Raw genomic sequence first — 13,063 nt, 5'->3', positions numbered from 1 at the left:
GCCGTTGGGGGCAGGTTAGGCGGGTTCGGGGGCGCGCTCCTTGATGCAGGTCATGGTCGATTGACACAGGGTGCGGCACAACCGGCACGACAGTTGACAGGAGCGCCCGATGACCCAGGACCTGACCGCCCGCCTTGCCGCCGCCGAGATGCTGGACACTGACCTGCTGGCCGAGATTTGCGCCGCCGCCGCTGCCACCTTCCCCGATACCCCCGCACACCCGGAGGTGCTGTCCGACCCGACAGAGGCGGTCATGCACCTGCTGTCCCACTGCCTGCCCGGCTGGCATATCCACCTGACAGGACAGGCCGCCGAGCCGAATGGCCACTGGCGCTGTTCCTTACGCAAGTCGGATGCGCATGATGACGATTTGGTTGTTGGTGCCGCCACCGCACCGACCATCCCGCTGGTGATGGCACGGGCGCTTTGGGATGTTGTGCGGAAGTCGGGGTGATATTCGACAGCATCTGGCCTTTGTTCCGTTCCGCGCGGGCGATGTCCTGTTTTGGCTCGACGTTATCGTCGGAGAACTAGCCCCGCCCCGCCGACTGGAACTTATGCGGCGACACCCCGTATTTTTCCCGGAACCGGCGCGAGAAGTGGTTGGTCGATTCAAATCCGCAGGAGCTGGCGATATCAGCCACTTTCATATCCGTTTCCGCCAGCAGCATCCGCCCCCGGCGCAGGCGTAGGTCGGTGAGGTACTGTTTGGGCGTGGCCTTCACATGGGTCAGGAACAGCCGCTCGATCTGACGGCGCGAGACCTTGAAGCGGTCGGCGAGGTCATCAAGCGAGAAGAGCTCCTCGATATTCTCTTCCATATAGCGCAGGATTTGCAGCAGCTTGCGGTTTCGGGTGCCGATAGAGGCCGCGCGCGAGGATTGCTGCGCCTCCTCCTCTGACCGGTGAACCGGGTGCAGGCACATGTTCAGCACCGAATGCGACATCACGGGTCCGAACCGTTCCGAGATCAGCCGCAGGAAGAGGTCCGTCGCGGACGACCCGCCGCCGCAGGTCACAATCCGGTCGTCAATGGCGTAAAGCTGGTCCAGAGGCTCCAGATCGGGGAAGCTTTCGCGGAAGGGCGGCATGTTTTCCCAATGAAGCGTGAAGTCCCGGCCCTTCAGGATACCCGCCCGCGCCAGCGCATAGGCCCCGGTGCAGAGCCCCCCAACCTGATGCCCCATCCGCCAGTGCTTGCGCACCAGACCGGCGACCTGATCGGTGACCACGGTATCGGGTTCCACCCCCGAACAGACAAAGAGCGGCCCGGTGATCTTCGCATCCGCCAAAGCACAGGTCGCCCCGATCTCCACCCCGTTCGAGGCGCGGACCGGCTTGCCGTCCTGCGTGATCATCTGCCAGCTATAGAGCTTCTGCCCGGTCAGCTGGTTGGCGATGCGCAGCGGTTCGACCGCCGAGGTGAACGCCAGCAGCGACAGTTTGGGCAGCAACAGGAAACTGATCATTTCCGTCTTCTGCCCGGGGGGCAAATCCACATGTGCCACCCCCTTGGGGATGAACTCGTCGTTCATAGGCCGAGGGCCCTCCGCCGTTCTTCTGCGAAGCCCTGTACTATGCGGTCGGCGATCAGCGCAAGGATGGCCATGGCCGCGCCTGCCGAAATGCCGAGGCCAACGTCGCCTGCGCCAAGCGCGATATAGATCGACTGACCAAGCCCGGTGGTGCCGATCAGGGCCGCGATGACCAGCATGGCGAAGGCGTAAAGGATGGTCTGGTTGAGCCCCAGAAGGATCGTCGGCGCCGCATAAGGCGCGCGCACCTCGCGCATGATCTGCCATTCCGTCGCGCCGGAGGACACGGCGGATTCCAGCATCTCGGGCGGCGTGGTGACCAGCCCGTGACGGGTATAGCGGATCATCGGCACGATGGCATAGGCGATGATGGCGAGGAAGGCCGAGAACTCGCCGATCTGGAAGAACATCAGCACCGGGATCAGGAAGACGAAGAGCGGGATCGTCTGCAGCATGTCGCAGACGGGCCGGATCACCGCCCAGGCCGGATTCGAGACGGCAGACAGCAATCCCAGAAGCCCGCCCAGAACCGCGCAGGCAATGACAGCCGCTCCGCAGAGATAGAGCGAGAGCATCGCCCGTGGCCAGAGGCCCGAGATGGCGATGAGCAGCATCAGGATGACCACCAGCCGCGTCAGCTTCCATCCGCCCGCGACCCAGGCCACCGCACCAAGCCCGACCAGAACGAAGGGCCATGGCAGGTCCGAGACGCCGGTTTCCACGATGATCGCGATGATCGGCAGACACATACCGAAGGCCATGCGGCCGGTCATCGCCACGGCAATCCCAAGCGCGCCCGCCACGGCAAACAGCGCATAGGACATGTTCGCCGTCCAGCTGAACCCCCAGGTAAAGGGTAGGACCGCGCCATCCAGACCGATGCGTAGCGGCAGCAGCCCATAGAACATCGCGTTGTTCTTGATGGAGTCGAGCGTCGCGCCCGCGCTGCGGGTGAAGCTGGTCAGCGCCCCGTCCACGGCCTCGACTGTCGGGGCCAGAACGGCCATGTCTCCCGGTGCGGGAAGCGCCGCCCATGCCAGGACCGAGGTGGCGATGGCCACGGCCAGGATGACCCAGGAGATCCGCACATCGAACCGCTCGCGTGACGTCGCCATACGGGCCGAAATCCGGTCGATGATGATGGCGAAGACCACAATCACCAACCCGGCCAGCAGGCTTTGCCCGAAATTGGCCTGCCGCATGGTCAGCAGCACTTCCCACCCGATATCGTCAAAGCCCCCGATCACGGCGGCGATGATGACCATGGACAGCGCCGCCATCAGCGCCTGATTGACACCGATCATGATCTGGGTGGCGGCGGCGGGGATTTCCACTTGCACAAGTTGCTGCAGCCGCGTGGCACCGGACATGACCCCGGCCTCCTTCACCTCTGCCTCGACCCGTTGCAGGCCGAGAAGCGTGTTGCGCGCCATCGGTGGGGCGGCGTAGATGGCCGAAGCGATCAGGCCCACGACCGGGCCGAACCCGAATAGCAACAGCAGCGGCGTGAGATAAGCGAAGGTCGGCACCGTCTGCATAAGGTCGAGCGTCGCCTCGATCCAGGGCCGCGCCCGCGCGCTTTCATTGGACCAGATGCCGATGAGCAACCCGAGCGTCAGCGCCAGCGGCACCGAGACGAAGACCAGCGCCAGCGTGTTCATCCCCTCGACCCAGTAGCCCGAGGCCAGCACGAAGCCCAGTCCCACCCCCGACATCAATGCCAGCGACAGCCCGCCCGCATACCATCCAAGCGCCACGGTTGCGCCGATGATCAGCGGCCATGGCGTGTTGACCAGCAGCCAGTTCACCCAGACCATCGGGTATTCCAGCGCGGCCGAGATCAGCCGCATCGCGGGGCGGATGATGTCAAAGAGCCATTCCAATGACACGCCGATCCATTCCGTCACCGGCAGGGTCCAGGCCTCTGGCCAGACCGGCAGAAACTCGGTTGCGGATTCTAGTGCGAGGCACAGGGCGCCAACGAGCAAGGTCAGCAATGCCGCTTTCGTGCCGGGTGTCAGGCGGTCCATAACGGACGGGGCTGGCAGGCTGACGTCGCTCATGCCGGGTCAACCTGCAGCGCGGCAGCAAGCGCCGAGGGGTGAACAAATCCCACCATCTTGCCCTCGCGGTCCCAGACCGGAACATGCTGATAGCAGGACATGCAGCTTGCCAGCGCTTCGTCCAGCGTCATGTCGATCCTGAGTTTCGGATCGTCGGGCATCTCGGGCAGCTCATCACTGGTTTCGATCACGGAATCGAGGCAGGCATGCTTGCCCTTGGCCACATCGCGGGAAAACTCGCGCACATAGTCATCGACCGGGTTCAGCACGATCTGCGCCGGGGTGCCGATCTGCACGATCTTGCCGTCGCGCATGATGGCGATCCGGTCGGCCAGCTTCAGCGCTTCGGAAATGTCGTGGGTGATGAAGACGATGGTCTTGTGCAGCGTCGACTGGATTTTCAGGAACTCATCCTGCAACTGTCGGCGGATCAGCGGATCGAGCGCCGAAAAGGGCTCGTCCAGGAACCAGATATCGGGGTTCGCGGCCAGCGACCGGGCAATGCCCACCCGCTGTTTCTGCCCGCCGGACAGTTCGCGCGGATAGGCGTCTTCGCGGCCCGTCAGCCCCACCATCTCGATCACTTCCAGCGCACGCGCGCGCCGTTCGGATTTCGATTTCCCTAGCATTTTCAGCGGGAAGGCGACATTGTCGGCGACCGTCATATGCGGAAACAGGCCGAAATGCTGGAACACCATGCCCAATTTCTCGCGCCGCAGCTCGATCAGGCGTTTGGCATTGGCCGAGAGGATGTCCTCGCCGTCAATGCGCACCGATCCGGCGGTTGGCTCCACCAGGCGCGAGATGCATCTGATCATGGTCGATTTGCCGGATCCCGACAGGCCCATGATCACGAAAAGCTCGCCTTCCTTCACCTCGAAACTGGCGTCCTGCACGGCGGGGATCAACCCGTCATCGCGCAGGGCTTCGGCGGCGTCGGGGGCGGAACCGGTCCGCCCCTGCGCGTCTTTCAATCGGGTTTTGGCGTCATTGCCAAAGACCTGCCACAGCCCCTCGACGGCGATTGCCGGGGTGCCGGTCGGGGCCGAAGCGGTCATGTCCCCGATTACTCCGTCGCGGCCGCGATCATCGCCGCAACGGCGTCGGCATGGTCCGCGATATAGGCCGCCGCGACCTCCTCGACCGACATGCCGTCATTGTCGACCATGCCCATCATCGGCTGCTGGTCTTCGGTCATCATCTGGTAGGCGGTCAGGATTTCCGCAGCCGCAGGCCACTGGTCCGCAAAGCCCGACCAGGTGATCTTGAATACACGGGTCGGCAGGAAGTCACAGTCAGAGGTCGCGTTCGGGTTCGGACCGACCGAGGCATCTTCGTAGCATTCCGGGGTGCCCGGCGGCAGATCGACGAAGCGCACATCATAGGCCGACACGGCCCAATGCGGCTGCCAGAAGACCATCAGCAGCGGCGTGCCGCGTTCGGTCGAGGCGCGCAGTTCCGCGATCAGCGCCCCTTCGGACCCTGCTGGCACGGCACGGAACGGCAGTTCCAGACCGGCGGCACGTTCGGCACCGGGGGTGCCCCAGTCGGCCGGATAGTCGATCAGGCGGCCCTGCGGGATGGTTTCGGCGGTGGCGAACTGCATGGCGCAGTCGTTCAGCGCCTCCCATGCGGGCAGGCCGGGGCAGATCTCTTCGACATGGGCGGGATAGGCGAACCCTTCGCGGGCGGTCAGGCCGAGATCGCCAAGTTCCACCACGCCGCCATCGTCCAGAACGTCATAGTAGAGGTCGGGCACGTTCGAATCCCAGACCTCCAGCGCGGCATGAATCTCGCCTTCGCCGATGGCGGGGTACATGTTGTAATACCCGGCGGTGACATATTCGACGGTATAGCCTGCCTGTTCCAGGATCTGGCCCGCAACATGCGTGGTCAGGTGCTGGCCGGTCCATTCATTGATGGCCAGCCGGATCGGTGTGCCTGTATCGCCAAGATCGGCAGCGGCGGCGGTGCCTGCCAGTGCCAGAACGGACAGGCCGGAAAGAAGCACGGATTTCATGAAGTCACTCCCTGAGGTCGTTTTCTTGGATTGTTGTTCTTAGAGTCTGCGCTCATTTCATATGACAAGGCGTCGGATTTCCACCCAAAAGTTAAGATTTCCGTCATCTCGGTGCACGAAAACGGCCTGCCCTTCTGAAAGGCAGGCCGTGAAAATCCTGAAAAAGCGCCACTCAACCTAGCCGCTTTCGCGTTCGCGCAGCAGATCGGTCAACCAATCCGGGTCCATCTCCGGGACCGAGGACAGCAGCAGTTCCGTGTAAGGATCATGCGGCGGCCGGAACATCTCGGATTTGGGGCCCTGTTCGATCACCCTGCCCTCTTTCATCACGACGACCTCATCCGCGATGGCCTTCACCGTGGCAAGGTCATGGGTGATGAACATGTAGGCCAGGTCAAACTCGGTTTGCAGCTTGTCCAGCAGCTTCAGGATGCCCTCGGCTACCAGCTGGTCGAGCGCCGATGTGACCTCGTCGCAGATGATGAACTTCGGCTCCGCCGCCAGCGCCCGCGCGATGCCGATGCGCTGCTTCTGCCCGCCCGACAACTCGGCCGGCAGCCGGTCGATATAGTCGTCGGGTTCCAACTCGATCAGGTCGAGCAGATTGCGGATACGGTCCGTCAGGGCTTTGCCCTGTAGCCCCAGATACATCTGGGCAGGTCGTCCGATCAGTTCCCGGATGCGCAGCTTTGGGTTCAGCGCCGTATCCGCCATCTGGTAGATCATCTGAGCCTGCCGAAGCTGGTCGCGGGTGCGGCGGCGATAGTCGGGCGGCAGCACCTTGCCGTCGAACAGGATCTCGCCCTGCCGGGGCGGCAACAGCCCGGTGATGACCCGCGCGGTGGTCGATTTACCGGACCCGGATTCGCCCACCACGGCCACGGTGCGACGTTCATGAATGTCGAAATTGACATTCATCAACACATCCACGGCACCGTAGCCCGCGGTGATGTTCTTGACCGAGACAACCGGCGTCTTGTCCGCAGCGACCGGGGGCTGTTCTGCCCGCGCATGGCTGCGCACGGCCCAAAGCGACTTGGTGTAGTCCTCTTTCGGGGTCGAGAGCATCGACCGCGTATCCGCCTCTTCGACTTCATCCCCCTTCAGCAGCACTTTGATGCGGTCGGCCATCTGCGCCACGACCGCGAGGTCATGGGTGATGTAGATCGCTGCAGTGTCGAACTGTTCCACGATGTTGCGGATCGCGGCCAGAACCTCGATCTGCGTGGTCACATCGAGCGCGGTGGTGGGTTCATCGAAGATGATCAGGTCGGGCCGGCAGGCCATCGCCATAGCTGTCATCGCCCGCTGCAACTGCCCGCCCGACACCTGGTGCGGGTAGCGGAAGCCGATATTGTCCGGGTCCGGAAGTTGCATCCGGCGATACAGATCCACCGCATCGCCTTCCGCCTCGTTCCGGCCCATGACGCCGTGCTGCACGGGGGCCTCGCAATACTGGTCCATCAGCTTGTGCGCCGGGTTGAAGCTGGCCGCCGCGGATTGTGCCACATAGGCGATGCGCTTGCCGCGAAGATTGCGCTTTGTCGCCTCGCTGGCTTTCATCAGGTCGATGCCGTCAAAGACGATCTCGCCCCCCGAAATCCGACAGCCGTCGCGGGTAAAGCCCATGGCGGCCAGACCGACCGTGGATTTCCCTGCCCCGGATTCGCCGATCAGCCCCAGAACCTCGCCCTTGTGCAGGGTCAGGTCGATGCCATGCACGATCTCGGACCAGGTTTCGTCGGACCGGCCCTCGATACGCAGGCCCTTCATGGTCAGGAGGACCGGTTTTCCGTTGTTTTGCTCGGTCATGGTCTTACTCCTTCAACCCGCTGGCGCGGTGCAGCTGCCAGTCGACGACGAAGTTCACGCTGACCGTCAGCAGTGCGATGGCAACGGCGGGCAGCAGCGGCGTGATGTCTCCGAAGGCGATCAGGGTCGCGTTTTCCTTCACCATGGACCCCCAGTCCGCCATGGGAGGTTGCAGGCCAAGGCCAAGGAAGCTGAGCGCCGAGATCGCCAGGAACACGAAGCAGAAGCGCAACCCGAATTCCGCCACCAAGGGTGCCATGGCATTGGGCAGGATCTCTCGCGTGATCAGGCGCCACAACCCCTCACCCCGCAGTTTCGCGGCCTCGATGTAATCCATCACCACGATATTCAGCGCCACCGAGCGCGCCAGTCGGAACACCCGCGTGGAGTCGATCACGGCGATCACGATGATCAGGGTGATCACCGACGTGCCGAAGATGGTCAGCAGCAGCAGCGAGAAGATCAGCGCCGGAATGGCCATGAGCACGTCCACCATGCGGCTGAGCGCCTGATCCAGCCAGCCACCAACCGTGGCCGCCAGAAGACCCAGAATCGAGCCGATGAGGAAGGCCAGCGCGGTGGTCGCAAAGGCGATGCCCACCGTGTTGCGCGCCCCGAAGATCAGGCGAGACAGCATATCGCGACCCAGGTTGTCGGTGCCCAGAAGATGCGTCTCGTCCCAGGGCATGTATTCCGGCCCCACCACCATCCGTTCCGGGAACGGAGCGATAAGCGGGGCGAAGACGGCCACGATGATATAGATGATGATCACCATCATCCCGAAAGACGCGGTCAGCGGCGCGGTGCGCAGCTCTTTCTTGACGCCTTTCGGAGTGACGGCAATGGCGATGGTCCGGAATAGCCAGCCCGCAGCCATACAGGCCGCGATGACAGCGACGAACCAGAAGAGTCCAGTCAGAAAACCCATGATCCGCCCCCCTTAACGACGATGCACGAGGCGCGGGTTGGACAAGGTCGCCAACACATCCGCCGTCAGGTTCAGCAGCACATAGGCCGCGGCAAAGATCAGCGCGACCGCCTGCACAACAGGCATGTCCCGCGCCGCCACGCTGTCGACCATCAACTGGCCGAGACCGGGGAAGACGAAGACCACCTCGACCACGACCACACCGGTGATGAGGTAGGCCAGGTTCAGCGCGATCACGTTGATGATCGGGGCCAGCGCATTGGGCAGCGCGTGTTTCACGATCACCCGCATCGGCTTCATCCCCTTCAGACGCGCCATCTCGATATAAGGCGACGCCAGCAGGTTGATGATCGCCGCCCGCGTCATGCGCATCATATGGGCGGTCACCACCAGCGTCAGGGTCAGCGCCGGAAGGAAGGTGCGGTAGAGCATCTCCGCCATGGACGGATCGCCCCGGAAACTTGCCATCGAGGGGAACATGCCGCCCCGGCCCGCCAGCCAGAAGATCAGGATATAGGCGACGAAGAACTCGGGGAACGAGATCGAGGTCAGCGCCGAGGCGTTCGAGAACCGGTCGAAAAAGCTGTTGCGGAACAGCGCCGCAAGGATACCCAGCATCAGCGACAGAGGTACAGCGATGGCGGCAGCATAGAGCGCCAGGAACAGCGTGTTGCCAAGCCGCGTGCTGATCAGCTCGATCACCGGGCGGCGGTTCGACAGCGAATTGCCGAAATCCCCCTGCAAGACGCCGGTCAGCCATTCGATGTAGCGGGTGTGCATGGGCAGATCGAGCCCCAGCTCGCGCCGGATCGCGGCAACGGTTTCAGGCGTCGCGGCCTGCCCGAGGAACTCTTCGGCGAAATCGCCGGGCAACAGTTCCGTCGCCCCGAAGATCAGAAGTGACACGATGAACAGCGTCAGCAGGCCAAGGGCCAGTCGCTTCGCGATCATGCTCCAGATATGTGACATGGGTCCCCCTTCAGGCGGCACCGTCCCGAGTGCGCCTAAGGTCACAGAATAGAAACCCCGGGCCAGAACGGCCCGGGGCGATGTGTGTCAGATCAGGCAAACCACCAGCGTTCCGCGATCCGGTGACCGTCGTTGCGCCAGTTGGAAGCCACCTGTTCACCATGCATCAGCGCATCGCTATGCGCACCGACATAGGCCGCGAACATCGGGATCAGCGCGCCGCCCTCGTCCGAACAGATCTGCTGCATCTCGAAATACATCTCGCGGCGCAGGTCTTCGTTCAGTTCAGCACGGGCCGCAAGCAGCAGCTCGTTGAAGCGCTCATGGCTCCAGTAGGTTTCGTTCCACGGCGCGCCCGTTTCATAGGCGGTCGAGAACATCAGGTCCTGGGTCGGACGACCGCCCCAGTAGGTACCGCACCAGGGCAGCTGCATCCAGACGTTGGACCAGTAGCCGTCATTGGGCTCGCGCACAACGTTGATGTTGATCCCGGCCGCTGCTGCGGTTTCGGAATAGAGCACACCCGCATCGACCGCGCCCGCGAAGGCCGCATCGGCGAGGTGGATATCCACGTCCAGGCTGTCCACGCCCGCCTGCGCCAGGTAGTAGCGCGCGCGATCGGGGTCGTAGGCTTTCTGTTCCAGCTCGGTGTTGTAGTAGAGCTGACCGGAGCCGATCGGATGGTCGTTACCGACGGCGCCATAGCCGTTCAGGATGGTATCCACCAGCTGCTGACGGTCGATGGCATATTTCAGCGCCATGCGGATGTTGTTGTCGCTGAACGGTGCCGCGCGGGTATCCATCGGCAGGCCGTAATGCTGGTTGCCGGTGACCGACAGAACCACCACGCCCGGCGCACGCTGCAGCAGGTGCACGGTGTTGAGGTCGGCGGAGTCGATATAGTCGACCTCACCCGAGATCAGCGCGTTCTGACGCGCGGCGGCATCGTGGATGACGATCTGTTCGACCGCATCGAAATAGGCCGCGTCCGATTTCCAATAGCCTTCGTGGCGCGAATAGGTCGCCCCGACACCGAATTCCAGTTCCTCGATCTTGTAGGGACCACAGCCATCCATGGTCATCGGATCGATTTCACCGTCACGGGACGGCAGCATCGGCAGGTGATAGTCGGCCAGCACGAAGGGGAAGTCGGCATTGCCAGAGGCCAGCGTGAAGATGACGTTCATGCCATCGACAGCCATATCCGTGATCGGCGCCACGATCGGCGCGGCGGCCGAGGTGGAATCTTCGCCCATGTGGTGGCGCAGCGAGGCGACCACGTCTTCGGCGGTCAGGATGTGGCCGGAATGGAACTGAACGCCGGACCGGATGGTGAAGGTCCAGGTGGCGGCATCCGCCGAGGCTTCCCAGCTTTCCGCCAGTTCAGGAACCAGCGACCCGTCAGGCGCGATTTCCGTCAGGTAGTTGTTGCGGGTATGGGCCTGCAGAATGGTGAAATCGTTTTCCCACGACCCCGGATCCATCGAGTCGGTCGTGGAGCCATGGGCCTGAGCGACGCGCAGCGTGCCGCCACGGGTCGGCTGTGCCTGAGCTTTGCGGGCCCCCATTGAGCTGATCAGCGCCGCACCGCCAATGGCAGACGCGCCTTTCAGCACGCCACGGCGGCTTACACCGCCCGAAAGAAGTGAAGTCTTCGTCATGTTGCTTTCTCCGCTGTTGTCATAGTTCTTTCGAGTTTCTCACAGTCTCGAGCTGTGTTTCGTTGGCCCGCATGGTCCGGAGCAGGGGCTGCCATCGGCCTTCCGTCGCATGGTCCAAGCCATGTTTTAAGCTAAACGGCTTTCGATATGCGCGGCAAGTGGTCTGAGCTGCACCCCCTGGGTCCCAATCGAAACAATGATCCTCAAATCCGCAAGCCAATTGCCCTGTTTTCGAGTTTTTCGAAACCTCAGTTCCGGAGTTCTGGCATGATGGCATCAAGTGCAGCGAGTCCATGGGGGCACTCTTGCACGGGTTTCCGAGGGCGAAAACCCAAATTCGACCGGTGATTGGCGATTTGCGACACCGTTTCCGCAAAAGAAAGAAATTTTCTTGCGTCTGGCCCGGATTTTCATGTCATTGACACTGTACGTGCCCGATCGGCACCGTGCCCGGCCACCCCCCCGAAAAGAGGATAGACAGATGCAAAGGCCCCCGAATATCGTGCTGATCATGGCCGATCAGCTTGCCCCGCAGTTCACGGGCACCTATGGCCATCCGGTGGTGAAAACCCCGAACATGGATGCTTTGGCTGCACGCGGAACGCGCTTTGATTCCGCCTATTGCAACTCACCGCTCTGCGCGCCGTCGCGGGCGTCTTTCATGACCGGCCAGCTGGTTTCGAAAATCGGGGCCTATGACAATGCCGCCGAGTTCCCCGCATCAATCCCCACCTTTGCCCACTACCTCAGGATGATGGGCTATCGCACCTGCCTGTCGGGCAAGATGCATTTTGTCGGCCCGGATCAGCTGCACGGGTTCGAAGAACGACTGACCACCGATGTCTATCCGTCCGATCATGCATGGACGCCAGACTGGACCAACCCGCACGAGCGGATCGACAAGTGGTATCACAATATGGAGTCCGTGCAGCAGGCCGGACCTGCCGCGACCACGTTTCAGATCGAGTATGACGAAGAGGCGACCTTCCTCGCCCGCCGCCGCATTCTTGAATATGCGATGCGCGGGACTGCGCCCTTTGCCATGGTGGTCAGCCTCATCCACCCGCATGACCCCTATGTGCCCCGGCCCGAGTTCTGGAACCTCTATTCCGACGACGAGATCGACATGCCGCAGACCGGGCTGACCGACGACCCGCACACGCTGCGCGTGCATCACGGGATCGGCGCGGATGCGCAGCCGGTAACACAGCAGGAGATCCGCAATGCGCGTCACGGCTACTATGCCAACACGTCCTATTTCGACTCCAAGGTCGGCGAAATCGTGAAGGCGCTGGAGGAATCCGGGCAGTTGGAGAACACGATCGTCATCGTGACCTCGGATCACGGCGACATGCTTGGCGAGCGAGGGCTCTGGTACAAGATGAGCTTCTTCGAGCATTCCGCTCGAATCCCGATGATAATTGCGGGTCCGGGTGTCGGGAACCGGACCGTGGCAGAGCCCGTCAGCCTGCTGGATATCCTGCCGACTTTCCTCGATATCGCGGCCTCCACGGGACAAGCTTCCCCCGATCCGGCAATGGATCTGGATGGGCGGTCGCTCTGGCCACTGCTTCAGGGGGCTGTGGATAACCCGGATGGAGGAGAGGTGCTTGGGGAGTATTGTGCGGAATGTGCAAGCCATCCGATCTTCATGATCCGGCGTGGTCCTTGGAAATACATCCACTGTGAGGTTGATCCCCCTCAATTGTTTGATATTTCCTCAGATCCTTTTGAGCGTGAAAATCTGGCAGATGATCCCGCGCATGCGCAGAAAGTCGCAGAATTCAAAGCGTTCATTTCAGAGAAATGGCAGGAAAAACCGCTTAGAGAGGCTGTTTTGGCCAGTCAGAAGCGCCGTGGCCCGGTTCATCGCGCCATGGAGATCGGTGCGCTGGTCAGCTGGGACTATCAACCGCCCCGCGATGCCGCACAGGAGTTTGTGCGCAACCATATGGATTGGACAGTGGCGGCAGAGATGACGCGCTTCCCACCTTTCAACGAAAAATCAGATAGTTAGAATGAGGTCGCTCGCCTTTAAGGCGTTTGATCAAATAAGATCTGCCCCCGTCAGTTCC

10 protein-coding genes are annotated in these 13,063 nt (G+C 62.3%); 2 read left to right on the top strand and 8 right to left on the bottom strand.

The features are described 5' to 3' along the window. Window positions 1–109 precede the first annotated feature (109 nt). Window positions 110–454, top strand: a complete 345-nt coding sequence (locus RBB16_RS07880; protein WP_306045638.1) for a hypothetical protein — start codon at window positions 110–112, stop codon at window positions 452–454. A gap of 76 nt (window positions 455–530) precedes the next feature. On the opposite strand, the gene RBB16_RS07875 is transcribed toward RBB16_RS07880, so the two are convergent. From RBB16_RS07875 to RBB16_RS07840, 8 genes are all read right to left on the bottom strand, one after another. Continuing rightward, window positions 531–1,535: a GlxA family transcriptional regulator gene (locus RBB16_RS07875; RefSeq protein ID WP_071690830.1), complete on the bottom strand. Its 1,005-nt coding sequence runs from the start codon at window positions 1,533–1,535 to the stop codon at window positions 531–533. Continuing rightward, window positions 1,532–3,598, bottom strand: a complete 2,067-nt coding sequence (locus RBB16_RS07870) for a proline/glycine betaine ABC transporter permease (protein WP_306045637.1) — start codon at window positions 3,596–3,598, stop codon at window positions 1,532–1,534. Before RBB16_RS07870 ends, RBB16_RS07875 begins: the two co-directional genes overlap by 4 nt. Next, window positions 3,595–4,656: a glycine betaine/L-proline ABC transporter ATP-binding protein gene (locus RBB16_RS07865; RefSeq protein WP_306045636.1), complete on the bottom strand. Its 1,062-nt coding sequence runs from the start codon at window positions 4,654–4,656 to the stop codon at window positions 3,595–3,597. Before RBB16_RS07865 ends, RBB16_RS07870 begins: the two co-directional genes overlap by 4 nt. Before the next feature lie 8 nt (window positions 4,657–4,664). Continuing rightward, window positions 4,665–5,618, bottom strand: a complete 954-nt coding sequence (locus RBB16_RS07860; protein WP_306045635.1) for an ABC transporter substrate-binding protein — start codon at window positions 5,616–5,618, stop codon at window positions 4,665–4,667. A gap of 177 nt (window positions 5,619–5,795) precedes the next feature. After that, window positions 5,796–7,430: an ABC transporter ATP-binding protein gene (locus RBB16_RS07855; protein ID WP_306045634.1), complete on the bottom strand. Its 1,635-nt coding sequence runs from the start codon at window positions 7,428–7,430 to the stop codon at window positions 5,796–5,798. Window positions 7,431–7,434: 4 nt separating this feature from the next. Further along, entirely contained in the window at window positions 7,435–8,358 is a 924-nt protein-coding gene (locus tag RBB16_RS07850; protein ID WP_083431444.1) for an ABC transporter permease, read from the bottom strand. A gap of 12 nt (window positions 8,359–8,370) precedes the next feature. Then, window positions 8,371–9,327: an ABC transporter permease gene (locus tag RBB16_RS07845; RefSeq protein ID WP_071690835.1), complete on the bottom strand. Its 957-nt coding sequence runs from the start codon at window positions 9,325–9,327 to the stop codon at window positions 8,371–8,373. A gap of 92 nt (window positions 9,328–9,419) precedes the next feature. Next, entirely contained in the window at window positions 9,420–10,988 is a 1,569-nt protein-coding gene (locus RBB16_RS07840; protein WP_306045633.1) for an ABC transporter substrate-binding protein, read from the bottom strand. 481 nt (window positions 10,989–11,469) lie between these two features. On the opposite strand from RBB16_RS07840, the gene betC reads away from it, so the two are divergent. Then, window positions 11,470–13,005, top strand: coding sequence for a choline-sulfatase (gene betC, locus RBB16_RS07835; RefSeq protein ID WP_306045632.1), 1,536 nt, complete (start codon window positions 11,470–11,472; stop codon window positions 13,003–13,005). Window positions 13,006–13,063 lie beyond the last annotated feature (58 nt).

The organism is Nioella sp. MMSF_3534 (assembly GCF_030732985.1).
Taxonomy (GTDB): domain Bacteria; phylum Pseudomonadota; class Alphaproteobacteria; order Rhodobacterales; family Rhodobacteraceae; genus Nioella.
Note: the sequence above shows the minus strand (reverse complement) of the source record. Positions and strands in the feature narration are given on the sequence as shown.

Excerpts from the sequence above, each read along its gene's own strand:
- RBB16_RS07880 (WP_306045638.1), top strand. The coding sequence starts at position 110 with ATGACCCAGGACCTGACCGCCCGCCTTGCCGCCGCCGAGATGCTGGAC.
- RBB16_RS07875 (WP_071690830.1), bottom strand. The coding sequence starts at position 1,535 with ATGAACGACGAGTTCATCCCCAAGGGGGTGGCACATGTGGATTTGCCC.
- RBB16_RS07870 (WP_306045637.1), bottom strand. The coding sequence starts at position 3,598 with ATGAGCGACGTCAGCCTGCCAGCCCCGTCCGTTATGGACCGCCTGACA.
- RBB16_RS07865 (WP_306045636.1), bottom strand. The coding sequence starts at position 4,656 with ATGACCGCTTCGGCCCCGACCGGCACCCCGGCAATCGCCGTCGAGGGG.
- RBB16_RS07860 (WP_306045635.1), bottom strand. The coding sequence starts at position 5,618 with ATGAAATCCGTGCTTCTTTCCGGCCTGTCCGTTCTGGCACTGGCAGGC.
- RBB16_RS07855 (WP_306045634.1), bottom strand. The coding sequence starts at position 7,430 with ATGACCGAGCAAAACAACGGAAAACCGGTCCTCCTGACCATGAAGGGC.
- RBB16_RS07850 (WP_083431444.1), bottom strand. The coding sequence starts at position 8,358 with ATGGGTTTTCTGACTGGACTCTTCTGGTTCGTCGCTGTCATCGCGGCC.
- RBB16_RS07845 (WP_071690835.1), bottom strand. The coding sequence starts at position 9,327 with ATGTCACATATCTGGAGCATGATCGCGAAGCGACTGGCCCTTGGCCTG.
- RBB16_RS07840 (WP_306045633.1), bottom strand. The coding sequence starts at position 10,988 with ATGACGAAGACTTCACTTCTTTCGGGCGGTGTAAGCCGCCGTGGCGTG.
- betC (WP_306045632.1), top strand. The coding sequence starts at position 11,470 with ATGCAAAGGCCCCCGAATATCGTGCTGATCATGGCCGATCAGCTTGCC.